This is a genomic window from Nocardia huaxiensis (assembly GCF_013744875.1).
In the GTDB taxonomy this organism is placed as follows: domain Bacteria; phylum Actinomycetota; class Actinomycetes; order Mycobacteriales; family Mycobacteriaceae; genus Nocardia; species Nocardia huaxiensis.
Genome location: NZ_CP059399.1, coordinates 4433958 through 4460765, shown reverse-complemented (window position 1 = coordinate 4460765; position 26808 = coordinate 4433958). Strand labels below are relative to the sequence as shown.

Below are 26808 nucleotides of genomic sequence, written 5' to 3'. Positions count from 1 at the left end.
TGACCGCCACAACGCAGTGAGCTGAGGAATGGACGTAACAGCACCGGTTTTCGCCGGTCTCGCCTTGTTTCTGGCGGGACCGGCTCCGGCGCTGCTCGCGCGAGCCAAGTGGCCGTACCGCAGTCCCCGTGCCGCCCTGGTGCTTTGGCAGGCCATCGCGCTCGCGGCGGTGCTGTCGGCATTCGGATCCGGCTTGGCCATCGCGAGCCGGCTGCTGGTCCCCGGCGAGGACGGTCGGCCCACCACCACCCCGAGCCAGGAGATCGACGCGCTGGGCCTGCCGCTGTGGCTGGCCTACGTCACCGTCTTCGCGCTGACCCTGCTCATCGGCGCGCGCCTGATCTGGTCGGTGATCCGGGTCGGCATCCACACCCGCCGCCGCCGCGCGCACCACCGCATGCTGGTCGACCTGCTGGATCAGACCGGGGTGGAACGCAAATCCAACGACATCCGGGTGCTGGCCGCCACCGAGCCCATCGCCTACTGCCTGCCCGGCCTGCGCCGGCGCGTGGTGCTCAGCCAGGGCACCGTCACCAATCTGTCCGATGAGGAGTTGACCGCGATCGTCAGCCACGAGCGCTCGCACCTGCGCGCCCGCCACGACCTGGTGCTGGAGGCGTTCACCGCCGCCCACGAGGCGTTCCCGCGCGTCGTGCGATCGAAATCCGCGCTGGATTCGGTGAAACTGCTCATCGAACTGCTCGCCGACGACTCCGCGGTCAAGGTCACCGGGCCCACTCCGCTGGCCCGCGCCCTCGTCGCCTGCTCCAATTCCCCTGCCCCGCAAGGCGCGATGGCCGTCGGCGGTCCCACCACCCTGATCCGCATCCAGCGCCTGGCCGGCCCGATCGGCGGCCTGCGCATCGCCGTCGCCGCCTACCTGGCCGCCGCCGCGATCCTGGTCGTCCCCACCCTCGCGGTCGCCATCCCCTGGCTGGTCGAGCTGAGCAGGCTGCTGAGCCGTGCCTGACGCCCCCGCGGTACGCTTCGCCGATCTCGGCCTGCCGCCGGTGCTGGTCCACGCCCTGCGCCGCGACGGCATCGACAGGCCCTTCCCCATCCAGGCCGCCGTCATCCCCGACATCCTGGCCGGTCACGATGTATTGGGCCGGGCCGCAACGGGTTCGGGCAAGACCCTCGCCTTCGGATTGCCGATGCTGATGCGGCTCAAGGGCTCACCCTCCGCCCCCGGCAAACCGGGCGGTGTGATCCTCGCGCCGACCCGCGAACTGGCCATCCAGATCGAATCGGTCTTGGACGAGCCGTCCCTCGCCCTGGGCCTGCGGGTCGCCACCGCCGTCGGCGGCCTGCCCATCAAGAAGCAGGAGGAGCGCCTGGCCCGCGGCGTGGACGTCCTCATCGCCACCCCCGGCCGCCTCACCGACCTCATCGGCCGCCGCGCCGCCGACCTGTCGAACGTGCGGGTCATCACGATCGACGAGGCCGACCACATGTCCGAACTCGGCTTCCTCCCCCAGCTCACGGCCGTCCTCAACCGAGTCCCCGCCGAAGCCCAGAAGCTGCTGTTCTCAGCGACTTTGGACGAGACCGTCACGGGCGTGGTCGAGCGCTACCTGCGCACCCCGATCGAGCATTCGGTCGGGAAACCGGCCGCGCCGAGCGGGACCGACTCCCCGGGGGCCGATCCCGAAACCACGGCGAACCACGCGGATACGGCAGGCAACGGCCTCTCGCAGGGCGCGGAACATGCGACGTCCGTCCCCACGATCGAGCACTACGTCCTGCACGTGCGCCGCACCGACAAACGCACCATCGTCACCGAAATCGCCGCGCGCCAAGGCCGCACGCTGCTCTTCGTCCGCACCCAGTACGCCGCGGAGAAACTCGCCACCCGTCTGCGCGAGGCGGGCGTGGCGGCCGTGGCCCTGCATGGCGGCAAGGCCCAGAACCAGCGCAATCGCACCCTGGCCGCCTTCGCCGACGGCACCGCGCCCGTCCTGGTGGCCACCGACATCGCCGCCCGCGGCATCCACGTCGACGACATCTCCCTTGTCGTACACGTGGATCCGCCCGCCGACCCCAAGGACTACCTGCACCGCACCGGCCGCACCGCGCGCGCCGGAGCCACCGGCACCGTGGTCACCGTCGCCACTCCCGACGACCGCGACGAGGTCACCCACGTGATGCGGCAGGCGAGCATCACCGCCACCGACCTCGACGTCCGCCCGAGCGATCGCCGCCTGTTCGAGATCACCGGCGCCCGCCGCCCCTCCGGCCGCCAGGTCTCCGACCCCGCCGCTTACGTTGCGCCCGAAAAGGATTCACCGGCCGCCCCCGCTCGGGGCCGCCCCATCCCGCGCGGCGAAAGCCGCCCCCACAACAAGAAGCGCAAGCCAGGCGCGAAGGCCAAGCCGCCGCGCCCAACCCGCTGAATCCGCCCCGCCGCGCCCGGAGTCGGTGACACGCCGCCGATTCGTGGCGAATCACACTCGGCCGTGACATGCCCGCCGCCACGGCAATCGGGCAGCTATCGCCTTGCGGGGTGCGGTGCGCACCCAACCCCGCCGGTCTGCACGAGCACCGCCGGACCCGCCGGTTCGTATGTGGCACAGGCGGATTCGCCGTGCAGGACAGATCGGGCGGCTTCGTACCGACCCCACGGCGGCCGGGAGTTCTCCGGCGACCAGCGCGGAGCCATCTTGTGCCTAGATGGGCAGCAGGAGCTGGGAGATGAGCCAGCCCGGGTAGGCGCCCGAGGACAGCTGCCCGGTCTGGACGAGGACCGTGCGCTCCTCGCCGGTGTTCAAGTCGCGCAGCCGCATTCGCCAGGCCGGGGGTATCGCGCCGACATTCGCATCGGCCCAGCCGAGCCGGAAGGCCGGGTAGGTGAGCATCTCTTCGAGCAGGTCGGCGAAGGGGGCGCCCCAGGGGCCGCCCATGGCCAGGCGGAAGGTGCGCACGGACAGTGCGCATTCCCGGTCCCAGTCGGGCAGCACGCACGGCGCGAGCTCATGTCCGAACAGCCAGCGGAACCCGTTGCCGCTCTCCGTGACTCCTGGGAACGCCTGCTCCCAGCCCGCATTGCGGAGCAGCAGGTTGCCGCCCGCCGCCACGATGACAGCCGGCCGGGTGCAATCGAGGATGCGGCGCATGTCGGGAGTGATCTCGGCGGCTAGCTCCGCATCGGTCGGATACGCGGTGGAGGTCAGGCCGGCCAGGTCCAGCAGTTGGCGGCGGTCGGAACCGGATATCTGTTCGACGCGATCCAGATAGCGCAGGAAGGCGGCGACGACCTGATCGGTGGGGTGTGCGCGGGAGCCCTTCTCCAGATGCGTGATGTAGCTGCTGCTCACGCCGGTGTTGAAGGCCAGTCGTTCCCGGGAAACCCCGCGTGTGTCCCGCAGCCGCCGCAAGAGTTGCCCGAAGGTCGGCACCGGAAGTTCTCGTGCAAGGTCGGTCATGGCGGTTCCTGAAAAAGTAGAGCGTGGCCCGAATGTCGAGCGAGATCCCGATTTTCACATGAAACCAACCGGTTTGTCTGACCCATTCTGTGCCACCGGCCTAGACCGGCAGCAGGAACTGGGAGATCAGCCACCCGGGATGAGCGCCCGAGAACAGCTGACCGGTCTGCACCAGCGCGCTGCGCGGCTCACCGGTCCGGCTGTCGCGCAGGCGGATTCGCCAGGCCGGGGAGATCTCGGCGACCTGCGCGTCGGCCCAGTTGCGCCGGAAGATGGGGTAGGTCAGCATTTCGTCGAGCAGGTCGACGAAGGGTTCGGCATTGGGACCGCCCATGGCCAGCCGGAAGGCGTGCACCGACAGCGCGCACTCCTGCTCCCAGTCCACCAGTACGCGCCGCGCCATCTCGTGGCTGAACAACCATCGGAACTCGTTGCCGCTCTCCGTCATTCCGGGGAAGGCGTGTTCCCAGCCCGCATTGCGCAGCAGCAGGTTGCCGCCGAGGGCGACCACCGCGGCCGCGGTATTCAACTCGAGGGTGCGTCGCATATCGGGCGTGATCGCCGCCCGCAGTTCCGTAATGGTCGGGCTGGCGGTCGCGGGAAGTCCGGCGAGGTCGCGCAATTGGCGACGGTCGGCGCCCGAGATGCGCTCGATGCGGTCCAGATAGCGAAGGAAGGCGTCGACCACCTGATCGGTCGGATGCGTCCGCGACCCCTTCTCCAAATGCGTGATGTAGCTGCTGCTGACACCGGCGTTGAAGGCCAGCCGTTCCCGGGACACGCCGCGCGAATCGCGTAGCCGCCGGAGCATGTGCCCGAAGGCCGGGGGTTCGCTCACAGGGGCGTCGAGGGCGATTTCGGCTTTCATGGCGGATCTCCTCCCAGCGATCCCGACCTATGCGATCTGGGCATCCTCACACAGAACCAACTGGTTTGCATGGGAATAGCCGGATCCGTTATGGCAGGTCACATCGTGAGTCGCGGGCCGGGAGGAGTGTCCGCGATCACGTCAGGTCGGCGTTGCCTTCGATGGTCTTGAGCTTGTATTCGAAGCGGTCGATGCGCCAGCCCGCGGTCGTACGCCGCAAACCGAGGACGTAGCTGCCGACGAAGGTGCGCGTCCTGCCGTGTGCGGCGTCGTTCTTCACGTGCACGGCAATGGAATCGGCGTGTGCGAGCGCGGTGTCACCGGTGAGGTCGATCAGGTGATTGCCGGCCTGGTGGTGGACCGCGTCCAGCGCGCCGAGTCCCTCGGCCCAGGTCTTGACGATATCGGTGGCGGTGCGCGGACCGGCGGGATCGCCGAAGCCGTTGTCGAACCAGAGTTCCTCGGCCAGGACCGTGGTCAGCATCTCGTCCCAGCGAAACTGGTCACAGTAGACGAAGAGCTTGGTGATGGTGTCGCCGATCTCGATGCGGTCGGCCAAAACCGTTGTGTCAGTCACTGTTCCGAACGTAGGGCACCCCGGGGGCACCGACAACCCGACGGGGCCCGCGAGGCCCTCGGACGCCCTCGCGGCCACTACGTTCCGACCGGTCCGCAATTTGACCGACTACACTGGTGCGTTGCATGTGTGACACCAGGTAGCGCACGAAGGGCAATCGGGCCCATGGAAGACCTTCGGGTTGATTCGTGCCATATACCTGCTATCGGAGCATGGAGAACACGAGAACCCCACGTCAACCTATGGAGCGGCGACCACCGTGCAGTTTCTTCCTGGGCAGAACCCGCCCTACGACCTCACCTACGACGACGTCTTCCTCGTCCCCAGCCGGACGGATGTGACGTCCCGGTTCGACGTCGATCTCGCCACCGCCGACGGGACCGGCACCACCATTCCGATCGTGGTCGCGAACATGACCGCCGTCTCCGGCCGTCGCATGGCCGAGACGGTGGCGCGCCGCGGCGGCATCGTGGTGCTGCCGCAGGACCTGCCGATTCCGGCGGCCGCGGACACCATCGCGTTCGTCAAGAGCCGCTCGCTCACCGCCGACACCCCGGTCACCCTCGATCCCGAGCAGTCGGTGTCGGATGCGCTGGCGCTCATCCACAAGCGCGCGCACGGCGCGGTCATCGTGGTCGAGGACGGTAAGCCGGTCGGTGTCGTGACCGAGCAGGCCTGCGCCGACGTGGATCGCTTCGCCCGGCTGAGCACCGTCGCCGACCCCAACTTCGTCACCGCCCCGGCCGATGCCGAGCCGCGCGAGATCTTCGGCATGCTGCACGCCGGCCACGCGAACCTGGCCGTGCTGGTGAACGCCGACGGCACCCTGGCGGGCGTCATGACCCGCACCGGCGCGGTCCGCGCGGGCATCTACCAGCCGGCCGTCGACGCGCAGGGCAAGCTGCGCATCGCCGCCGCGGTCGGCATCAACGGCGACGTCCCGGCCAAGGCCAAGGCCCTGGTCGACGCGGGCGCCGACGTGCTGGTCATGGACACCGCGCACGGGCATCAGTCCAAGATGATCGAGGCGCTGCGCTCGGTCGCCGCCCTGGATCTGGGTGTGCCGCTGGTCGCGGGCAATGTGGTCTCGGCCGCGGGCACCCGCGATCTGATCGAGGCCGGCGCGGACATCATCAAGGTGGGTGTCGGCCCCGGCGCCATGTGCACCACCCGCATGATGACCGGTGTGGGCCGCCCGCAGCTGTCCGCCGTGGCCGAATGCGCCGCCGCCGCCAAGGAATTCGGCAAGCACGTGTGGGCCGACGGCGGTGTCCGCCACCCGCGCGACGTGGCACTGGCCCTCGCGGTGGGCGCGTCCAACGTGATGGTCGGCTCCTGGTTCGCGGGCACCTACGAGTCGCCCGGCGACCTGCGCATCGACCGCGACGGCAACCGCTACAAGGAGTCCTTCGGCATGGCGTCCAAGCGCGCCGTGGCCGCCCGCACCGCCACCGACTCCGCCATCGACCGCGCCCGCAAGGCCCTGTTCGAGGAGGGCATCTCCTCCTCGCGCATGCGCCTGGACCCCGAGCGCCCGGGTGTCGAGGACCTGCTCGACCACATCACCTCCGGTGTGCGCAGCTCCTGCACCTACGCGGGCGCGCGCACCCTGGCGGAGTTCAACGAGCGCGCCATCCTCGGTGTGCAGTCGGCCGCCGGCTTCGCCGAGGGCCGCCCGCTGCCGTCCGGCTGGTGACCTGATCGCACACCCCGAACCCGGCGGATCCCTCGCGGACCCGCCGGGTTTCGCACGCCCGGGCCGGTCGCACGCGATCTGGACAGTTGCCGGTAGCATGGGCGCTACCGGACCCTGACCACCCGTGTCAGCGGCCGAGCATCATGTCACCCTGCGAAAGGAACCAGTTGTCACCCGCGTCCGAGGGCGCCGCACAGGAGGGCTCCTCTACCGAGCCGGGTGACAAACCCGGCGCCACCGTCGACACACCGCCTCGAATAGCCGGGTGGTGCTGACCGTGTCAGTCCTTCTCACCATCGCAAGTCTGCTCGGCTTCATCGCGTTGACCGCGGGCACCGCCCTGTTCGTCGCGGCCGAATTCTCGCTCACCGCCCTGGAACGCAGCACCGTGGAAGCGCACGCCCGCGAAGGCGATATGCGCGCCCGGCAGGTGCGTCAGGCGCATCGCACCCTCTCCTTCCAGCTCTCCGGCGCGCAGCTGGGCATCACCATCACCACGCTGATCACCGGCTATATCGCCGAGCCCGTGCTGGCCCGGCTGCTGGAGCCGCTGTTCACCGCACTCGGTGTGAGCAGTGGTGCCGCGCACGGCATTTCGCTGGCGCTGGCCTTGATCCTGGCGACCTCGCTGTCCATGATCTACGGCGAGCTGGTGCCCAAGAACATCGCCATCGCCGCGCCGCTGTCCACCGCCCGGCTCACCGCCGGGCCGATGATCGGCTTCTCCGCCGTCTTCCGGCTGATGATCAATTTCCTGAACGGGACCGCGAACTGGGCCGTGCGCCGGCTGGGCATCGAGCCCGCGGAGGAATTGCGTTCCGCGCGTTCCCCGCAGGAGCTGGGCTCGCTGGTGCGCACCTCGGCGCTGCACGGCGCGCTCGATCAGCGCACCGCCCAATTGGTGGACCGCTCACTGCAATTCGGTGATCGCAGCGCGGAGGAACTCATGACCCCGCGCGTGAAGATCACCTCCCTGGACCGCGACGCCACCCTCGCCGACCTCATCGAGGCCGCACACGACACCGGCTTCTCCCGATTCCCGGTCATCGAGGGCGATCTCGACAACACAATCGGCGTCGTACACATCAAACAGGCTTTCCTGCACCCGATTTCGGCGCGTCGCACGGTCAAGCTGAAGGACATCGCGCAACCGGTGCCGATCGTGCCCGCCAGCCTGGACGGGGACGAGGTGCTCGAGCGCGTGCGCCGCGACGGCATGCAGGTGGCCCTGGTCGTCGACGAATACGGCGGCACCGCGGGCATCGTCACCATGGAGGACATCATCGAGGAGATCCTCGGCGACGTCCGCGACGAGCACGACGAGGAAGAACTCGACGTGCGCCGCACCGCCGCGGGCTGGAACTGCTCGGGCCTGCTGCGCATCGACGAGGTCTCGCGCACAACGGGTTACGACGCCCCCGAGGGCGAATACGAAACCCTGGGCGGCCTGGTGCTCGAACGCCTGGGCCGCATTCCGGAGACCGGCGACGAGGTGCTGCTGCCGCTGGCGGGCCACCGCGAACACGACCACTCCGACGGCGGCTGGCTGGCCAAGGTGGAGCGCATGGACGGCCGCCGCATCGACCGGGTGCTGCTGCGGCCGGTCGACGCCGAGGCCATCGCGACCTGGGAGCACAGCCATGGGTGACATCTACGCGATCCTGCTGACCGTGGTCCTGCTGCTGGGCAACGCCTTCTTCGTGGGCGCGGAGTTCGCGCTCATCTCGGCACGGCGCGACCGGCTGGAAGCGCTTGCCGCACAGGGCAAACGCAGCGCCAACACCGTCATCGAGGCGGGCCAGAATCTGTCCATGATGCTGGCGGCCGCACAGCTGGGCATCACCATCTGCTCCATCCTGCTGGGCCGCGTCGGCGAACCGGCGGTGGCGCATCTGCTGGAGGGTCCGTTCGACCTGGTCGGCATTCCCGATTCGCTGCTGCACCCGATCTCCTTCGCAGTGGCGCTGACCATCGTGGTGATCCTGCACATCCTGCTGGGCGAGATGATCCCGAAGAACATCGCGCTCGCCGGACCGGAACGCACTGCGCTGCTGTTGGTTCCGCTGCATCTGGCCTGGCTGCGGCTGGCCCGCCCGCTCATCTTCGTCTACAACCTGGCGGCGAACCTGACGCTGCGGGCGCTGCGCATCGAACCCAAGGACGAACTGGATTCGACCGTGTCCGAGGTGGAACTGGCCGAGATGTTCGGCGAATCGCATTCGGAAGGGTTGCTGGACAAGGAAGAACACCGCCGCCTCACCCAGGCGCTCGGCTCCAGCGACCGCATCGTCGCCGATGTCATGGTGCCCCTGGACAAGACCCGCTCGGTGCCGCTGCGCGGCGACGGCACCACGCTCGGCGATATCGAATCCGCGGTCGCCGAAACGGGTTTCTCCCGCTATCCGGTGCGCGCCGAGGACGGTTCACTGGTCGGCTACCTGCACGTCAAGGATGTCCTGGACCTGGTCGCCGACGACGACGCCGGCCCGGGCACCCCCATCCCGCGCACCGATATCCGCCCCCTGCCGACGGTGAGCATGGGCACCACCCTCTTCGAGGCTCTGGCCCGCCTGCGCCGCACCAACTCCCATCTCGGCCGCGTGGTCGACAGCCGCGGCAATACCGTCGGCATCGTCGCCCTCGAGGACCTGGTGGAGGAGTTCGTCGGCACCGTCCGTGACGCCACCCACCGCATCGCCGAGTAGCCGTGAACGCCCCCGCACCACAGGCACTCCCGGGCCCGCACTGGCGGGCCCGGGCCGCTGACCACCGCGCCCGCGTGGACGCCCTCGTCGGCCCGTATCTGGAGCGGCGCGCGGCCGGTTCCAAACATCCGGTGATCGACTTCCTGTTCACCTACTACGGGCACAAGCCCGCCCAGCTCAAGCGCTGGCATCCGGGTTTCGGTGTCGCCCTCGCCGATGCCCGCGAGTACACGGATTTCCGCGGCTACCACCGGATCTCGCTGCCCTCCGGCGACGCCGCCTGGACCGCGGACCCGGCCTTCCTCGAAAAGCGCCGCGACACCATCGAATTCGTGGCGAACCTGCTGGCGTCCACCGCCACCCGCCCCACCCAGCTGTCCTGCTTCGGCCTGCACGAGTGGGCCATGGTCTACCACACCGACGACGTGCGCCATCAGCAGGTCCCCCTGCGCCTGGGCAGTGCGGGCACCGACGCCGTGGTCGAGTCGATGCAATTGCGCTGCAGCCACTTCGACGCCTTCCGCTTCTTCACCCCCGCCGCGGCCCCGCTCAATATCGAAGTCCTCACCCGCGAGGACCAGATCCACCGCGAACAGCCCGGCTGCCTGCACGCGAACATGGACCTCTACAAGTGGGCCTTCAAGCTCACCCCGCTCATCGACTCCGGCCTGCTCCTGGATTGTTTCGAACTCGCCTGCACCGCACGCGAACTCGACATGAAGGCCAGCCCCTACGACCTGGCCGAGTACGGCTACGAACCGATCCGCATCGAAACACCTTCGGGCCGTGCGGAATACGTCCGCCGACAGGCCGAGGTCGCAGAGCTGGCCGCTCCGCTGCGCGCCCGGCTGCTCGACTCCTGCCGAACTCTGCTGCGGCAGCCCATCCCCACCGGGAATCCCTGACCAGCGGCGCGCCCCCATAACCCCCGCCCACATAAATGACGGCGTTTCACTTGGGGCGATTCCGGCTACCGTCTGTCGCGTTCGATCTCGCACCCCTCAGCGAGACCGGACACAGCAGAAGTGCCGCAGTCCCGGTCGCGGCCGGTTGTCAGCGCTCGGTATGGTCGATCTCGAAGGCGGCCGACAGGCCGGGAGAGGTTGATCGACAGCATGATCGGCGCGCGACAGCTCGAAATACCGGACCACATCCACGGCTACCCGCAGGTGGCGTTCGGTGGATATGTCGCGGGCCTGCTCGCCGCGCACAGCAACGCTGGTCTCGGGACGACGCCGATTCGGGTGGACTTCCGCCGGTCGGTGGCGGTCGGCGCGCCGCTGCTGCTGCCCGCGCCACGGGAGGGCCGGGCGACGCTGACCGCGGCCGACGGCACCGTGCTCGTCGAGGCCGCCCCCTCCACCCTGGATCTCACGCCGCCGCCCGCGCCATCGTGGGCGGATGCCAAGACCGCCACGGAGAACGCGCTCTCCTCCCCCAAGCGTGTGGTGACCGACTGCTACGGCTGCGGAGTCCTGTGCGAGCCCGGTCGCGGACTGCGCCTGTTCCCCTGGGCGACGCCGGATGAGCGTCTCATGGCCGCGGCCTGGACGCCCGACGCCGGGCTGGCCGACGAGAACGGTGAGCTGACTCCGGGGAATGTGTGGTCCGCCCTGGATTGCCCCGGCGGCATCGCCGCATGGGTGTTCACCAAGATGCGGCAGGGCGCGTTCACCGCCGCCCTGACCGCCACCCAGCTGCGTCCCGTCCTCTCCGGCGCCGAGCACATCGCCTACGCCTGGCCGATCGATCGTGACGGCCGCAAACACACTGTGGGCGTGGCTCTTTCCACGGCGGACGGCGAGCTGTGCGCACTGGCCGAAGCGCTGTGGATCGAGCCACGCGAGTCCTGACCGTCTACCCCGAATATCCGGTGAACGAACCCTGGTATTCGAGGAAGGCCGCGACGACCTCGGCCTGGGTGGTGTACCGGTCGCCGAAGCGATCGGGGTTCCAGGCGTCGGCGGGGGCCAGCTCACTGGTTCCCCGCAGCAGCAGGTCGGTGAGGAACTTCGCGTAGCCGGGACCGTGGGTGAGCCCGGCTTCGTTGTCTCCGGTCAGCACATGCAGACCTCCGACGGCGGAGACCCGCCCGACCAGCGCCCGCCAATCCGGGGTGTAGCAGGGTGCCCCGTGCTTGACCCTGATGCTCGACTGCCGGGCCAGGACCGGCATGACGGTATCGGCCCGGGCAGCCACTCGAAGTAGTTCTCGCACACCGTCGTACGGGATGTCGTCGAACCGTTCCGGCATCGGTGCGTCCAGCAGGATGTGGCGCGGGAACACTTCGTACATTCCGCCCCAGAGCAGTCCGCCGTCGTGCCGCCGCGCCCACAGCAGCGTTCCGCCGTCGGGATCCTCGGGTACCAGCCCGGACAGGAACAGTGCGGGCACAGTGCCGGGCAGTCCGAGATCGCCGGTGATGATCCGTGAGGTGATCCGGGGTGCGCTGGGCAGGAAAACACCGAGGGGAGAAAGCAATTCGTTGCTCCAGGCCCCCGCGGCGAGGACGACGGCATCGCAGTCGATCGGTCCCGTCGCGGTGTCGACACCGACGATCCGGCCGCCGCGGGTGCGCAGGGCCGTCACCGGCCGCCGCGAGTCGACCACCCCCGGATGCCGGTGCAACCTCTCGGCGAGTGCGGCCCCGACCTTCGGTGCGAAGACCTGGGCACCGCCGGGTTCGAACACACCCCCGGTCACCGCTGGTCCCGCCACCAGGCCGTGGGTCAGTTCCGCGACCGCGGCCGCGTCCAGCACCGTGGCCGATTCGCTGTTCTGCCAACCGCTTTCGCCGATCTCCCGCAGCGAGGTCGCGCGAGCGTCCAGCCACAGGATGCCATTGCTCCGCAGATCGATATCGTGGCCTCGATCCTGGAGACCGGCATAGTAATCGAGGCCGTACCGGGTCACCGCCTGTTCGGCCTCGAAGGGCGTCCAGCTTCCCAGGAATCCCGCACCGGCCGCGCTGGTGCCTTGAAAAAGCCCGTCGCGTTCGAGCAGCCGGACGCTTCCCGCCCCGGCTTCGATCAGGTGCAAAGCCATTGTGCACCCGAAGATTCCGCCACCGATGACAACCACGTCGGAATGGTCTGACACTGTTCCTCCACTGAGAGAGCGAGTGATTTCGACCCCGGGGCCCTCGGGACGATTCCGACCCTAACCAGCCCGTCCGGCTGCTCGCATATGGAAATTTTCGTGCGCCCGAGCGGCTCTCATTCGGCCCACTTCGAATTCTCGATCACCTCCACGAAGTTCTCCCGGACGTAACCGGGCGAGAAGCGCTCCAGTACATCGGCTTTGACATTGCCGAAGGTCGAGCCCGGACGATGCGCGTTGCCCTCGGTGAAGGCGGCCAGGATTCGCTTCTTGAAGTCCGGACGCGGATGCGCCGCCACCACGGCCTCCCGCACCTCGGCCGGAATATCGTCGAATCCGATTCCGAGCACATCCATTTCGACGCCCGCGGTCACCAGCGCGATCTCGGGGGCCATGTGCGCCGGGATCTCCGGGGTGGTGTGCAGGGCGATGGCCGTCCACACCGTATCGGCGTCGCCTGCCGCGATTCCGTGCCCGCGCAGGAAGTCGCGCGCATCGTCGGCCCCGTCGATCTCGAAGCGCCGCATACTGTTTCGATGCCGTTCGGTGAGACCGAGATCGTGGAACATGGCGCCGACGTAGAGCAGTTCGGCGTCGAAGTCGAGCAGGCGGCGCCGCCCCTGCAGGGCGCCGAACAGGTACACCCGGCGGGAATGGTTGAAGATCAGTTCGGAGGCGGTGTCGCGGACCAGCTCGGTGGCTTCGGCGGCGAGGCGGCTGTCGGGGATCCGGATATCAGCGATCGTTGTCATGCCTAGAGCCTCGCCGCCGCGGGGTTCCCGCCACCATGGCCATCCGGCCACGAACCCCACAGATCTGGCCATTAGTCTGGGTGGGTGACCCGCAAGATCGCCGTCCTGGCCTACGAGGGCGTCCGCCTCCTCGACGCCACCGCACCTCTCGAAGTATTCAGTACCGCAACGGATCTGGGCGGCGCGTACGAACTGATCCTCTGTTCCCCCACCGGCGGCCCGGTCACCACCTCCGCCGGCACCAGCCTGACCGTGAACGCGAGTTTCGCCGAGGTTCGCGATGCCCACACCGTCCTGGTCCCGGGTTCCTCGGGCCTGCCGCACTCCCCCGTCCCGCGCGAACTACTCGACGCCATACCGGATTTCGCCGCCTCCGCCCGCCGCATCGCCTCGGTCTGCACCGGCGCCTTCGCCCTCGCCCAGGCCGGCGTCCTCGACGGCCGCCGCGCCACCACGCACTGGCGGCACACCGCGATGCTGGCCCGTGTGCACCCGCGCATCACGGTGGAACCGGACGCCATCTACGTCCGCGACGGCAGCGTCTTCACCTCGGCGGGCGTCAGCGCGGGCATCGACCTGGCCCTGGCCCTCATCGAGGAGGACGAAGGCGCGGACCTCGCCCGGGAGGTGGCCCGAGACCTGGTCGTCTTCCTGCAACGTCCCGGCGGCCAATCCCAGTTCTCGGTCGCCTCGCGCCTCCCGCGCCCCCGCCACGATCCGCTCCGCGCGCTCCTCGACAGCATCCTCGCCGACCCGGCGGCCGATCATTCCTTGTCCGCCATGGCTTCTCGCGCCGCTCTGAGCGTCCGCCACCTCACCCGCCTGTTCCACGAACACCTGCACACCACCCCCGCCGCCTTCGTGGAATCCGTCCGTCTGGAAGCCGCCCAATCCATGCTGGAATCCGGCGAATCCATCACCTCGGCCGCCCGTCGCTCCGGCCTGGGCAGCGACGAGTCGCTCCGCCGAATCTTCCTCCGCCACTTCGGCGTAACCCCCTCCGCCTACCGCGCCCGCTTCCGCACCGCCAGCCGCTAGGCCGCCCGCAATTCGGCGGCGCCGAAGGAGACGTGGAAGCGGACGCACCAGACCGTGACACTGCCCAGCTTGGCGAGATCCACCTCGGCGGGGATGTCGTAGTTCTGACTTCCCTTGTTGCCCTTGAGCTTTCCGAGGTCGGTGTGGTCGCCGTCGTCGAAGACGCCCCAGCCGTCGCGCCCCTCCAGCACGGCGGCGTCACTGAGCCACACGTGCAGGTCCGGGCCGTCGCTGGTGTCGAGATTCTCCAGCCTCAGCACCCGCCGCCCGTCCGCGAGTTGCAGCACGGCGACGGTGCCGCTGGTGTCGTGCTCGTGCGAGATGAGTGTGCCGGTGTAGAGCGTGCGCGGTTCCACCGCCGCGCCGGAGACAGCGGGCGCGGCGGCCGTGGGCACGGCTTCCACCACGGTGGTGCTGGTGAACAGCTTCCACGGGGCGAAGTACACCGTCCCGACCGCGAGCGCCACGACCAGCACGCCCGTCACCACCCAGGTGATCGGCGATCGAACAATGGTCCCAACCCTCGACATGTGCTGCCTCCCGAAGCCGCCGCGGATGACCTGACCAGCCGATAGAACAGCACCGCCAGGCGTTGCACCAGCGCTTCGGGGCAGATGTCAGCGTTCCGTCATCACCTGCGACGGGCCTGCTCAGAGGTTCCCGACGGTGTGTTCGAGCCGCTGCGCCACCAGCTCGCGCGCTTTCTCCCGCAGGGCGGGCCGGAAACCGCTGGGGTACACCGGATCTCCCGGTGCGTAGGTCTTGAGGACCTCCTTGGCCAGGGTGATCTTGTGGACCTCGGTGGGCCCGTCCGCGATGGCCATGACCTGGGCGTAGTTCATCATGTCGACGAACGGCAGGTCGGTGCTGACGCCGATGGCCCCGTGCAGGTGCATGGCGCGCTGGGCGATGTCGTGCATCACCTTCGGCATGGCGACCTTGATGGCGGCGATGTCGTGGCGAACCTTGCGGTAGTCCTGCTCCTTGTCGATGCGCCAGGCGGTGCGCAGCACCAGCAGCCGGAACTGTTCCATTTCGATCCAGGCTTCGGCGATCTTCTCCTGGGTCATCTGGAGGCCGCCGAGCACGCCCTTGCGCATGGGCCGGGAGACGGCGCGCTCGCACATCATGTCGAACGCCTTGCGCACCATGGCGACCGTGCGCATGGCGTGATGCACCCGGCCGCCGCCGAGCCGGGTCTGGGCGACGATGAAGCCGAGCCCTTCCGCGCCGAGCAGCGCGTCGGCGGGCACGCGCACATTCGTGAACCGCAGGTGCCCTTCGTTTTCCGAGAAGCCGGGGACGGTGAAGTTGCGGACGATCTCCAGGCCCGGGGTGTCGGCGGGGACGATGAACATGGACAGCCGCTTGTGTGGTTCGGCCTCCGGGTCGGTGACCACCATGACGATGTGGAAGCTGGCGAATTCGGCCGCCGAGTTGAACCACTTCTCGCCGTTGATGACCCATTCGTCGCCGTCGCGCACGGCGAGGGTCTTGAACGCGGTCGGGTCGGAGCCGCCGGTGGGTTCGGTCATGACGTAGCAGGAGCCGATCTCACCGTCGAGCAGGGGCTGCAGGTACTTCGCCTTCTGCTCCGGTGTCCCGAAGTGGGCGAGAATCTCGGCATTGCCGGAATCCGGTGCCTGACAACCGAATACCAGCGGAGCCCACTTGGAGGTGCCGATGACCTCGTTGAGCAGCGCCAGCTTGACCTGCCCGTAGCCGGGCCCGCCGAGCTCGGGGCCGAGGTGGCAGGCCCACAGGCCCTGCTCTTTCACCTTGTCCTGCAACGGTTTCATGAGCGCCCGGATCTCCGGGTTCTGCCGGTCGTAGGGCTCCGGGTAGATCAGGTCGAGGGGTTCGACCTCGGTGCGGACGAACTCCGCGACCCAGTCCAGCTTCTTCTGGTATTCCGGATCGGTCTCGAAATCCCAAGCCATGGTCAGCCTTTCAGTTGCTCCGGGTCGTGGCGACGCCGTCGAGGATGGTGGTGATGAGAATGTCGGCGATCTGTTCGGGGGTGTGCGCGCCGTCGGGGCGATACCAGCGGCTCACCATGTTCAGCATGGCCACGAGGCTGTTGCCGACGACGTGATCGTTGGTGCGCAGCACGCCCGCCGCATGGCCCTCGTCGATGACGCGCTGCCAGCAGCGTTGGATGCCGTCGCGCAATTGCTGGAGGTCCGCTTCACGTTCGGCGGTCAGCGCCCCGGCGTCGCGCAGCGCGATGGCCACCTCGTACTGATGCTCGATGATCAGCCGCACATGGCTGCGAATCAGGTTGCGCAGCTTACTCATCGGATCGAGCTCACTATCGGCGATGGCCGCCGCGGCCTCGAACATGGTCTGCGTGTACCCCCGCCGGATCTGGAAGAGCAGCTCTTCCTTGGACCCGATGTGGTAGTACAGCGCACCCCGCTGAATCCCGGCCCGGTCGCCGATCTCGGCGACGCTGGTGGCGTGAAACCCCTTCTCCGCGAACAGCTCCATGGCCGCGCGCACGATCCGCTCCCGCGTCTGTCCCGGATTCACCTCCGAGGCGGGTGGCCGCCCGCGCCGGCGCACCGGTTGCGCGCTCACCGCCAGCCACCGTCCAGCGCCAGGGTCGCCCCCGTGCAGAAGGCCGAGGCATCGGAGGCGAAAAACAGTGCGGCCCCGACGATATCGGCGGGCACCCCGATGCGGCCCAGCGCGGTGTGCTGCACCATGTAGTCCCGCATCTCTGGCGGCCACGCCTTGGCGATATCGGTGTCGAAGGCCCCGCAGCGAATCGTATTGACCCGCACCGCCGGTCCGTAGGTTTGTGCGATCCCGGCTCCGAGTGTCTCCAGCCCCGCTTTGGCTGCCGCGTACGGCACCGCCATCGGCTCGGGATGTGTCGCCTCCATGGACGAGATATTGACGATCGACCCGCGGCCCGCCGCGGCCATGCGCGCCCCGATCACCGCCGACAGCCGGAACGCCCCTTTGAGATTGGTGGCGATGATCTTGTCGAACATGGACTCGGTGACCTGATCCAGGCTCGGGTACAGCAGTGACATGCCCGCGTTGTTCACCAGCACGTCGACCCGCCCGAATTCCGCGTAGGCCGCGTCGGCGAGGGCGTCGCACTGCTCCCACACCCCGACATTGCAGGCGACAGCGAGCGCCCGCACCCCGTGCTTCTCGCGCACCGCAGTGGCTAGTTCGTCACACGCCTCGAGCTTCCGGCTGGCGATCACGACGTCCGCCCCGGCCCCTGCGAAGGCCAGCACCATTTCGCGCCCGAGCCCGCGGCTACCGCCGGTGACCACAACGACCTTGCCGGACAACGCATCTCCCATGAATCGCACCTTCGCGTCCCGAGAATCAGAAATGTTCTGCGCAGTACATTAAATGTACCGCCCGGAACATTCAAGGGTTTGTGACCGCATGGGATAGGTCACTCCGGGGAGGGTGCCGTGACAGGCCACGCGGTACCCGCGAGTAACATGACGGGCGTACTTTTTCACCCGGCTTCTCGAAATGAGGCATCTAGATGACAGAGCGGATTCAGGTCGGCGGGCTCCAGGTCGCGCGCGTCCTTCACGAGTTTGTGGAGAACGAGGCTCTTCCCGGTACCGGCGTAGATTCCGCCGCGTTCTGGTCGGGTGCCGAGGCCGTCATCAACGACCTCGCTCCCCGTAACCGCGCACTGCTGGCGGAACGCGACGACATCCAGGCCAAGATCGACGAGTGGCACCGCGCCAACCCCGGCGCCGGCTACGACAAGGCTGCCTACAAGCAGTTCCTCACCGAGATCGGCTACCTCCGTCCCGAACCGGCCGACTTCCAGATCGGCACCGAGAACGTGGACGCCGAAATCGCTGTGACCGCGGGCCCGCAGCTCGTGGTGCCGGTGATGAACGCCCGCTTCGCCATCAACGCGGCGAACGCGCGCTGGGGCTCGCTGTATGACGCCCTGTACGGCACCGACGCCATCTCCGAGGAGAACGGCGCGGAAAAGGGCACCGGCTACAACAAGGTCCGCGGTGACAAGGTCATCGAGTGGGCCCGCAACTTCCTCGACGACGCGGTGCCGCTGATCACCGGCTCGCACGTCGGCTCCACCAAGTACTCCATCGAGGACGGCGAGCTCGTCGTCGGCCTCGAGGACGGCACCGACATCGGCCTGGCCGACAACGACGCCCTCGTCGGCTACCTGGGCGATCCGGCCAACCCGACCTCGATCCTGTTGAAGCACAACGGCCTGCACATCGAGATCCAGATCGACCCGGAATCCCCCATCGGCTCCACCGACACCGCCGGTGTCAAGGACCTGGTGCTGGAGTCCGCGGTCACCACCATCATGGACTTCGAGGACTCGGTCGCGGCCGTGGACGCCGAGGACAAGGTCCTGTGCTACCACAACTGGCTGGGCCTGATGAAGGGCGATCTGGCCGAGGCGGTGTCCAAGGGCGGCAAGACCTTCACCCGCACCATGAACCCCGACCGCGTGTACACCGCGCTCGACGGCAGTGAGCTTGTGCTGCACGGCCGTTCGCTGCTGTTCGTGCGCAATGTCGGCCACCTCATGACCTCCGACGCCATCATCGACAAGGACGGCAACGAGATCCCCGAGGGCATCATGGACGGCCTCATCACCGTCCTGATCGCCAAGCACGCCCTCAATGCCGCCAATGGCAATGGCGGGCTGAAGAACACCCGCACCGGCTCGATCTACATCGTGAAGCCGAAGATGCACGGCCCGGACGAGGTCGCCTTCACCAACGAGCTGTTCGGCCGCATCGAGGACGCCCTCGACCTGCCGCGCAATACGCTCAAGGTCGGCATCATGGACGAGGAGCGCCGCACCACGGTCAACCTCAAGGCGTCCATCCACGCCGCCAAGGACCGCGTGGTCTTCATCAACACCGGCTTCCTGGACCGCACCGGCGACGAGATCCACACCTCCATGGAGGCCGGGCCGATGGTCCGCAAGGCCGAGATGAAGACCCAGCAGTGGATCCTGTCCTACGAGGACTGGAACGTCGACACCGGCATCGCCACCGGCCTGCCCGGCAAGGCGCAGATCGGCAAGGGCATGTGGGCCATGCCCGACCTGATGGCCGAAATGCTCAAGCAGAAGATCGGCCACCCGAAGGCCGGCGCCAACACCGCGTGGGTGCCGTCCCCGACCGCCGCCACCCTGCACGCCACCCACTACCACCTGGTGGACGTGTTCAAGCGGCAGGCCGAGATCGCCAAGGGCGGCCCGCGCGCCACCGTCGATCAGATCCTGGAAATCCCCCTGGCGCAGGACACCAACTGGTCCGCCGAGGAGAAGCAGCAGGAGCTGGACAACAACTCCCAGGGCATTCTCGGCTACGTGGTGCGCTGGATCGACCAGGGCGTCGGCTGCTCCAAGGTGCCCGACATCAAGGATGTCGGCCTGATGGAAGACCGTGCGACCCTGCGCATCTCGTCGCAGCTGGTGGCCAACTGGCTGCGCCACGGCGTGGTCACCGAGGCCGAGGTGCTCGCCTCGCTCGAGCGTATGGCGCCGATCGTCGACCGCCAGAACGCCGGTGACTCCTCCTACCGCCCGATGGCCCCGGACTTCGCCGGGTCCATCGCCTTCCAGGCGGCCAAGGAGCTGGTGCTCGAGGGCACCAAGCAGCCCAACGGCTACACCGAGCCGATCCTGCACCGCCGTCGCCGTGAGGCCAAGGAGTACAACGCCAAGTTCGGCGCGTAATCCCGCAGGCGCACAGCATCGGAAATCCCCGGTCGTCCACGGACGGCCGGGGGGTTTTCCGTATTCGGCCATGCTCGCGTGGCGTAGGTGGGACGAGTCGCCGGATCCGGGCTCGCGGGTGTGCGGGCATGGGGCATGATGAGCGACCGTGACTGCGTATCCGGTTCCTTCGGCGCCCCGGCGGGGAACCCCGGTCGGCTGGTGGCTCGCGATGGTCGTGATCCTGGGCCTCGGGGCCGCGGGCTGCCTGTGGCTGATGTGGATCTCGGCGTCCTCGGGCGACACCCTCGATGCCATGCTGACCGGATTCATGCCGATGGCGGGCCTGTTCGCCATCTGGCTGACGCTGGCGGTCGTCGGCGGGGTCAGCTATCGCATCTACTGGCCGAGCATCGGATTGCCGCTGGTGCTGGCGACCACGCTGGTCGTGCTGTGGCTGGGCGTGCCGGGCAAGCTCGGATGGATGGCGTCGCGGTCGGCGCTGGATCAGGCGGCGGCCAGCTGCACCGAGTCCACCGGTGCGATTCGCATCGGCGTCTACACCTTCGACCGGGTGCAGCGGCTGGCCGACGGGTGCCGATTCGATCTGGCCGACGCCGGATTCCTCAGCAATATCGACGGATTCGTCCGTTTGCCCAGCGGCCCGCCCGAACCCGCGCCCGGCAAGCGCAATGCGTACCGGTACGCCGAGCACGACGGCCAGTGGCACACCTACGTCTACGTGTCGGACTACAGCAACAACGACTAGGCTGCCCGGCGAAAGTTTTCTCCGACCAGAAGGTTCTTCATGGGTAGCACCGTTCTCGACATCGTCAACCTGCTCGTCTCGCGCGTCAACGCCGCCTGGGTCTGGGCCTCGACCGGCTCGTCGGGCCCCATCCCGCTGTAATCCGGCGTCCCCCAAGCAGATTCGCGAACCCCTTCGCCGCCCCGCGGTGGAGGGGTTCGCCGCGTCCGGCCCGGTCGGCGAGGCCGTGGAACAAATCGGGAACCCCGGTCGTTGAACCAGCACGACCGAGGGCCCGACAGTGTAACGGCTCCGGTCCCAGGGGCGAAAAAACCACGCGACGACGGTACGACCGTTGTGTCACCATATGTTTCGACGATGATCACCGGCTCGGCGCACTCCAGCGTCGGCCGCTACCAGCAGGAAGGAGGAGGCGACAGATGAACCCGGTTTTGCCCGAACAGAATCCGATGTCGACAGGCGGACGAGCCCTCGCGGCGCACGATACCGAGTGCACCCAGCGCGGTAGCCACGGTTCCGATCGCCTCCCCGTGCTCGCCTGAGCCCTTCCCCTTTCCTGCCACTTCGCTACCGATTCCACGAAACATGGTGAGCCCCATGCTGTCCCGTCATGCCGAAGACCCGGAGATAACCTCAGACAACTGGATACACCACGGGGTGCTGCTGCTGAACGCCTCCTACGAGGCGCTGCACGAGATCCGCGCCGAACGCGCCGTGGTGCTGCTGCTCAGCGGCGCCGCCGAAACGGTCGCCGACAAGCAGCCGCACTTCCCCATCCGCTCGCAGCATGTCGAGATCGCGCTGCCGGAAACCATCCGGCTGACCCGATACGTATATCTCGAGCACCGGGTACTCGTACACGACGACAACAGCCGCGCCACCCTCGCCGCGATCCTGCGGCGTGACGCCTACCGGTGCGGGTACTGCGCCGGGTGGGCCCGCACCGTGGACCACATCCGCCCGCGTTCCAAGGGCGGCCCGAACACCTGGGCCAACCTGATCGCCGCGTGCGGACCCTGCAACACCTACAAGGCGGACCGGACTCCCGAGGAGGCCGGAATGCGACTGCTGTGGGAGCCCAAGGCGCCCAGAGACATGGAGAGAAAGCAGCGGCAGATCTGGAAGGAACTGGCCGCGTCGTGAATCGCGTGATCGGACGAGAAAGGAGCTAGATCCGATGACGAAAACTGCACTGGCGGAGCCGACCCTGGCGGATCTGCTCCCCATCTCCGATTCCAAGGACTACTGGCAGCACGCCGCCTGCCAGGGTGACCCCAACCATGAGGCGTGGTTCCCGTATCCGTCGCAGGACTTCGACTACGCGCGAAAGATCTGCGCCGGCTGCCCGATCCGCCGCGAGTGCGGCGAGTTCGCCACCCGCACCGGCCAGTCCGGCGTCTGGGGCGGGCACGAGTACGACCGCGGCAAGCTGATCAGAGACTGAGCTGATCCGAACGAGCCGACCGGCAATACCATGCCGGTCGGCTTTTCGCGTTACCGCCTGGTACAGGTGGCAAATATCGCGTCAACTTACACTGAAGATCGTGGGTACTCATCGCGCCGCGAGCCGGTCACGAGGTGTCGCCAAGGGACCGGTCATCGCAGTCGCAGCGGTGATCGTGCTGGTCTTGGCCGTGGTCGGCTGGATCTGGTTGCAGGATCGCTCGAACAAGAGCGACAGCGCGGCCGCCGCGGCGTGCGTGGAGGGGACCACGACGCTGAATGTCACCGTGGATCCGTCCATCGCGGCGCCGGTCAAAGCGGCGGCGGAACGGTACAACGCGACGAAACCCGTGGTGCGCGATCACTGTGCGCAGGTGGTGGTGAACCCGCAGCCGTCGGCGGCCGTGGTGGCGGCCTTCACCTCGAACAAGTGGGATGCGGCGCTGGGTGCGCAACCGGGGCTGTGGATTCCGGATTCGGCGCGGTCGATCGAACTCATGCGCGTGCCCGGGCTGATTCAGGGCACGCCCGCGCCGGTCGCGGTCAGCCCGATCGCGCTGGCGATGCCGGCCGAACTGCGGCAGGCCCTCGAGGCCAAGCAGGTGGCCTGGGCGGATCTGCCCAAGCTGCAACAGGGTTCGCTCGCCGACGTCGGCCTCGCGCCGTGGGGCGGCCTGCGATTGGCCATGCCCGCCGGGGATCCCGCACTGGGTGTGGCGGCGGCGGTCGGCTCGGGTGTTTCGGGCACCGATCCGCTCGATGAGAACGCCGTGAAATCCGGTCAGGTGAGCTCGGCGGTGTCGGTGCTGGCCGCCGGTGCGCCCGCGGTCGAAGACGTCGAGTCGGCGCTGACCACCATCGGCACCGCCGCCGATGCGGCCGGATCGCCCGTGCACGCGGTGGCCGCGACCGAGCAGCAGATCCGAGGCCGCAACGGGCTCACCGCCTTCCGGCCCACCGGCAACGGCCCGCAGGCCGACTATCCGGCCGCGCAGATCTCCGGCTCGTGGGTGGATCAGACGCAGAATCAGGTGGCCGGACTCTTCACCGACTTCCTGCACGCCCCCGAACAGTCGAAGTTGTTCACCGACAATGGTTTCGGCGCGGCCCCGCAGGCCACCGCCGCCGTCCCGGCCCGCGCGGTGCTGGAGCAGCTGAACCAGACCCTCGCGCATCCGGTGCTCGGCGTGCGGTCGACCGTGCTGCTCGACACCTCCGCGTCCATGTCCACCCAGGACGGCGGCCTCACCCGGCTCGCGAATTCCATTGCGGCCCTGCTGTCCACGATGACCGTCATGCCACCCGACTTCGGCATGGGCGCGTGGGCCTACGCCAAGAACCTCGACGGCACCACGCCCTACCGCGTCCTCACCCCGACCGCCCCGCTGACCGTCGAGCAGCGCACCGCCCTCACCCAATCCCTGGGTGCGGCAACCGCTTCCACCTCCAAGACCGACCGCACCTACCCCACCCTGCAGGCCGCCTACCGCAGCGCCCTCGCCGGTTACGCCGCGGCGCGCACCAATTCGATCCTGCTCATCACCGACGGCCCCGACGACGATTCCTCGGTCACCGGCGATCAGCTGCTCGCCGATATCGCCGCGGCCACCGATCCGGCCAAGCCGGTGCGCGTGGATGTCATCGTGATCGGCGGCACCGGCACCCAGACCCTGCAGACCCTCGCCCAGCGCACCGGCGGCACCTACACCAAGGTCGCCACCACCAACGATCTCGCCTTCGGCACGGCGGTGTCGCAGGCCCTCACCACCCCCTGAGATACCCCTACGGCATGTCTTCGCAATCTCTCAGCTAACTCGTGGGAGATTCGAGCAAAGTCAGCCATTTCTCCATCGAAGGGGTACACGCATGGCGCACAGCACGACCACCGACGATCACCCGGTCAAGCAGGGTTTCGCGGCCGGCACCTCGATCGCGGCGGCCATCCTCATGCTGGTCATCGGTGCGCTGTCGATCCTGGAGGGCATCTCCGCCATCGCCTCCGACGACCTGCTCATCGTGAACGTCAACGACTACATCTACCGTTTCAACACCACCGGCTGGGGCTGGACCCACCTGATCATCGGCGGCCTGGTGGTCATCTCCGCCGTCGGCCTGCTGGCCGGCACCACCTGGGGCCGCGCCATGGCCATGGTCCTCGCGGCGGTCTCCATCGTCGCCAACTTCCTCTGGCTCCCCTACTACCCGGCCTGGTCGCTGCTGATCATCGCCCTGGACGTGGTGGTCATCTGGGCCATCGCCACCTGGAAGCCCAGCAACGCCTGACCCGAGCCCCATCCGCCCTGCGCCCCGGCAGCCATCGCAGCTGTTGGGGCGCAGCGCTGTTCGCCATCAGCGTTACCGCCGGAGCCGGCTGCGGCGATAATGCTTTGCACGGGCATCGTGCACGAGCGAAGGCGGGTGTATGGGTCAGAGCAGCCGATCGAAGAGTGACGGGGCCGGGTGAGCTTGCAGCCGGGCGCCGTATTCGCCGGATACACCATCCAACGTTTGATTGGCGCCGGAGGGATGGGTTCGGTGTATCTCGCACGCCATCCGCGGTTGCCGATGAACGTGGCGTTGAAGATCCTGCTGCCGGAGCTGGGGCGCGACGACGAGGCTCGGGCCTACTTCCATCGTGAGGCGGATATCGTTGCGCGCCTGCAACATCCGCATATCGTGCGGGTACACGATCGGGGCGCGGAGGGCGATCATCTGTGGATCGCCATGGATTATGTGAACGGGCCCGATATCGCGCAACTGCTGCGCAGCGGTCCTTTGCCGCCGCAGCGGACACTGGAGATCATCGGGCAGGCGGCGCAGGGGCTCGATCACGCGCACCGGCAGGGAGTGCTGCATCGGGACGTGAAGCCCGCCAACCTGCTCACCACAATGGGTGCGGGGCGAAACCACGTGTACCTCACGGATTTCGGTATCGCGCGCACGGCCGATGATCCGACCACGGTGACCGCCTCGGTGCGCGCCACCTTCGCCTACGCGGCCCCCGAACTGCTCACCGGCGGCGTCCTCGACCATCGCGCCGACATCTACGCCCTCGGCGCGACCCTGTACCGGCTGCTCACCAATACCGTCCCGTACCCGCGCGACACGCTCGCCGCGATCCTGCACGCCCACCTCACCCAGCCGCCGCCGCAACCGACCGCCGTGCGCTCGGACCTGCCGCCCCGCATCGACCAGGTGATCGCCATCGCCATGGCCAAGGACCCGGCCGACCGCTACCCCACCTGCCTGGCCCTCGCCCACGCCGCACACTCCGCGCTGCAACAATTCGGCCCCGGCAGCGGACAGCAGTGGGCCCCACCGACCCGCCCGATCGAACCCGGCCCGCAACCGGACACCCAATCCTCGCGGGACGCCCGCCCACCGTCACACCCCTCCTGGCCGCAACAGCGCGTCCCACCAATACCCCAGCCGAATCCCGCTCCCACACAGCTGAATCCGGCCGTCCACCAGCCCCGCGTGGCACCGACGCAAATGAATCCCGCTGTACACCAGCAGTATCCGGCACGCCCGCACACCAACCCCTCCCAACCGCAGCCACGGCTCCCGCAGCCGTATTCATCCCGGCCCCAGCCGTATCCGATCCTGTCGGACCCGAACACCCAGCCGCCCCCAGCGGATACGTCCGCACCGCCAAAGCCGCGCATGCTCTCGCGGCGGCGCTTCCTCATCGGGGCGGCCATCGCCGTGCCGGTGGCTGCGGCTGCCGGTTCCATTCCGCTACTCGCCGGGCGGGACGGTTCCAGCGGGCCGCAGGGTGCCCGCCTGCGCGCGGTGCTGTCCGGCCATACCGGCCTGGTCCACGCGGTGGCATTCAGCCCTGATGGAAAGACCCTTGCCACCGCGAGTTTCGACAATACGGCCCGCCTGTGGAATGTCGAGGCCCAAGCACAGCAGGGCGAGCCTCTCACCGGCCATTCCGACCGGGTCCGCTCGGTCGCCTTCTCCCCCGACGGCACGCTGCTGGCCACCACCAGCGCCGATACCACCGCGCGCATCTGGGAGGTCAGCACCGGTTACCAGTCCGGCGACACCCTCACCGAGGGCTCGGTGTCCATCAACGGCATAGCGTTCAGCCCCGACGGCACCCTGCTCGCCATTGCCGCCAGCGACAGCACCGTCCATTTCCGCAGCGCGAAAACCCGTACCGCCTCCGGCAATTCCCTCACCGGCCACAATGGCGCGGTGGCCGCCGTAGCCTTCTCCCCCGACGGCACCACCGTGGCCACCGCCAGCTTCGACACCACCCTCCGCCTGTGGGACCTGCGCACCCGCCAGTCCATCAGCGATCCCCTCACCGGGCACACCGACCGGGTCCGCACCATCGCCTTCAACTCCGACGGCACCCTGCTGGCCACCAACAGCGCCGACGCCACCGCCCGCCTCTGGGACGTCCGCACCCGAAAGCAATTGGGCGAACCCATCACCGGCCACACCGCCGGCATCCGCTCGGTAGCGTTCAGCCCGGACGGTCGCACCCTCGTGACCACCAGCGATGACCGGACCGCCCGGCTGTGGGACATCGAATCACGCGCCCAGATCGGCGAACCGCTCACCGGCCACACCGACGCGGTCTACGCCGCCGCGTTCAGCCCCGACGGCTCCCTGCTCGCAACCACCAGCAGCGACAAGACGATTCGCTTGTGGACGGTCAGCCGATAGCCACCTCGAAAGATCGCACTGCGCCCCACCGGTGACGGAACCCGATGGGGCGCAGTAGCATTCG

The 26808-nt window shown here is 68.3% G+C and carries 24 protein-coding genes; 15 read left to right on the top strand and 9 right to left on the bottom strand.

Annotated features, from left to right (window positions below):
- The first annotated feature begins 28 nt into the window (after positions 1-28).
- Entirely contained in the window at positions 29-970 is a 942-nt protein-coding gene (locus tag H0264_RS20120; protein WP_181578973.1) for a M56 family metallopeptidase, read from the top strand.
- Entirely contained in the window at positions 963-2393 is a 1431-nt protein-coding gene (locus H0264_RS20115; protein ID WP_181578972.1) for a DEAD/DEAH box helicase, read from the top strand. The genes H0264_RS20120 and H0264_RS20115 overlap by 8 nt, the downstream gene beginning before the upstream one ends.
- Before the next feature lie 273 nt (positions 2394-2666).
- On the opposite strand, the gene H0264_RS20110 is transcribed toward H0264_RS20115, so the two are convergent.
- From H0264_RS20110 to H0264_RS20100, 3 genes are all read right to left on the bottom strand, one after another.
- Positions 2667-3422, bottom strand: coding sequence for a helix-turn-helix domain-containing protein (locus tag H0264_RS20110; RefSeq protein ID WP_181578971.1), 756 nt, complete (start codon positions 3420-3422; stop codon positions 2667-2669).
- A gap of 100 nt (positions 3423-3522) precedes the next feature.
- Entirely contained in the window at positions 3523-4290 is a 768-nt protein-coding gene (locus H0264_RS20105) for a helix-turn-helix domain-containing protein (protein WP_181578970.1), read from the bottom strand.
- A 136-nt stretch (positions 4291-4426) separates the two neighbouring features.
- A complete protein-coding gene (locus H0264_RS20100; protein WP_181578969.1) occupies positions 4427-4867 on the bottom strand; it encodes a nuclear transport factor 2 family protein in 441 nt (146 codons plus the stop codon).
- A gap of 259 nt (positions 4868-5126) precedes the next feature.
- Between H0264_RS20100 and H0264_RS20095 the strand changes: the two genes are divergently transcribed.
- From H0264_RS20095 to H0264_RS20075, 5 genes are all read left to right on the top strand, one after another.
- Entirely contained in the window at positions 5127-6563 is a 1437-nt protein-coding gene (locus H0264_RS20095) for a GuaB1 family IMP dehydrogenase-related protein (RefSeq protein WP_181578968.1), read from the top strand.
- Between the two features lie 277 nt (positions 6564-6840).
- The gene (locus H0264_RS20090; protein WP_181578967.1) at positions 6841-8211 is read left to right on the top strand and encodes a hemolysin family protein; all 1371 of its coding nucleotides are present in this window, start codon (positions 6841-6843) and stop codon (positions 8209-8211) included.
- Entirely contained in the window at positions 8204-9268 is a 1065-nt protein-coding gene (locus tag H0264_RS20085) for a hemolysin family protein (protein WP_181578966.1), read from the top strand. The genes H0264_RS20090 and H0264_RS20085 overlap by 8 nt, the downstream gene beginning before the upstream one ends.
- Positions 9269-9342: 74 nt before the next feature.
- On the top strand, positions 9343-10173 hold the full coding sequence (locus tag H0264_RS20080; protein WP_231086078.1) for a 3-methyladenine DNA glycosylase: 831 nt from the start codon (positions 9343-9345) through the stop codon (positions 10171-10173).
- A 210-nt stretch (positions 10174-10383) separates the two neighbouring features.
- Positions 10384-11121 carry a PaaI family thioesterase gene (locus H0264_RS20075; protein WP_181578964.1) on the top strand — a complete coding sequence of 246 codons (738 nt, stop codon included), beginning with the start codon at positions 10384-10386 and terminating at the stop codon, positions 11119-11121.
- Between the two features lie 4 nt (positions 11122-11125).
- Here H0264_RS20075 and H0264_RS20070 read toward each other — a convergent pair whose 3' ends face one another.
- Together H0264_RS20070 and H0264_RS20065 are read right to left on the bottom strand one after the other, a co-directional pair.
- On the bottom strand, positions 11126-12349 hold the full coding sequence (locus H0264_RS20070; protein ID WP_276514555.1) for an NAD(P)/FAD-dependent oxidoreductase: 1224 nt from the start codon (positions 12347-12349) through the stop codon (positions 11126-11128).
- A gap of 134 nt (positions 12350-12483) precedes the next feature.
- A complete protein-coding gene (locus H0264_RS20065; protein ID WP_181578962.1) occupies positions 12484-13119 on the bottom strand; it encodes an HD domain-containing protein in 636 nt (211 codons plus the stop codon).
- Between the two features lie 84 nt (positions 13120-13203).
- On the opposite strand from H0264_RS20065, the gene H0264_RS20060 reads away from it, so the two are divergent.
- On the top strand, positions 13204-14157 hold the full coding sequence (locus tag H0264_RS20060; RefSeq protein WP_181578961.1) for a GlxA family transcriptional regulator: 954 nt from the start codon (positions 13204-13206) through the stop codon (positions 14155-14157).
- On the opposite strand, the gene H0264_RS20055 is transcribed toward H0264_RS20060, so the two are convergent.
- The 4 genes from H0264_RS20055 to H0264_RS20040 form a co-directional block, all read right to left on the bottom strand.
- Positions 14154-14687, bottom strand: a complete 534-nt coding sequence (locus H0264_RS20055) for a DM13 domain-containing protein (RefSeq protein ID WP_181578960.1) — start codon at positions 14685-14687, stop codon at positions 14154-14156. The two genes, H0264_RS20060 and H0264_RS20055, sit on opposite strands and share 4 nt — an antisense overlap.
- 120 nt (positions 14688-14807) lie before the next feature.
- Positions 14808-16097, bottom strand: a complete 1290-nt coding sequence (locus tag H0264_RS20050; RefSeq protein ID WP_181578959.1) for an acyl-CoA dehydrogenase family protein — start codon at positions 16095-16097, stop codon at positions 14808-14810.
- Between the two features lie 10 nt (positions 16098-16107).
- Positions 16108-16737: a TetR/AcrR family transcriptional regulator gene (locus H0264_RS20045; protein WP_231086089.1), complete on the bottom strand. Its 630-nt coding sequence runs from the start codon at positions 16735-16737 to the stop codon at positions 16108-16110.
- The gene (locus H0264_RS20040; RefSeq protein WP_181578958.1) at positions 16734-17480 is read right to left on the bottom strand and encodes an SDR family NAD(P)-dependent oxidoreductase; all 747 of its coding nucleotides are present in this window, start codon (positions 17478-17480) and stop codon (positions 16734-16736) included. The genes H0264_RS20045 and H0264_RS20040 overlap by 4 nt, the downstream gene beginning before the upstream one ends.
- Positions 17481-17674: 194 nt before the next feature.
- Here H0264_RS20040 and H0264_RS20035 point away from each other — a divergent pair, with 194 nt between their 5' ends.
- From H0264_RS20035 to H0264_RS20005, 7 genes are all read left to right on the top strand, one after another.
- Entirely contained in the window at positions 17675-19873 is a 2199-nt protein-coding gene (locus H0264_RS20035; protein WP_181578957.1) for a malate synthase G, read from the top strand.
- 148 nt (positions 19874-20021) lie between these two features.
- Positions 20022-20621, top strand: coding sequence for a hypothetical protein (locus tag H0264_RS20030; protein WP_181578956.1), 600 nt, complete (start codon positions 20022-20024; stop codon positions 20619-20621).
- 597 nt (positions 20622-21218) lie between these two features.
- Entirely contained in the window at positions 21219-21764 is a 546-nt protein-coding gene (locus H0264_RS20025) for an HNH endonuclease (protein ID WP_181578955.1), read from the top strand.
- Between the two features lie 34 nt (positions 21765-21798).
- Positions 21799-22065, top strand: coding sequence for a WhiB family transcriptional regulator (locus H0264_RS20020; RefSeq protein ID WP_181578954.1), 267 nt, complete (start codon positions 21799-21801; stop codon positions 22063-22065).
- Between the two features lie 100 nt (positions 22066-22165).
- A complete protein-coding gene (locus H0264_RS20015; RefSeq protein WP_181578953.1) occupies positions 22166-23839 on the top strand; it encodes a VWA domain-containing protein in 1674 nt (557 codons plus the stop codon).
- A 91-nt stretch (positions 23840-23930) separates the two neighbouring features.
- Entirely contained in the window at positions 23931-24347 is a 417-nt protein-coding gene (locus H0264_RS20010; protein WP_181578952.1) for a DUF7144 family membrane protein, read from the top strand.
- 177 nt (positions 24348-24524) lie between these two features.
- A complete protein-coding gene (locus H0264_RS20005) occupies positions 24525-26744 on the top strand; it encodes a WD40 repeat domain-containing serine/threonine protein kinase (protein WP_276514500.1) in 2220 nt (739 codons plus the stop codon).
- Positions 26745-26808 lie beyond the last annotated feature (64 nt).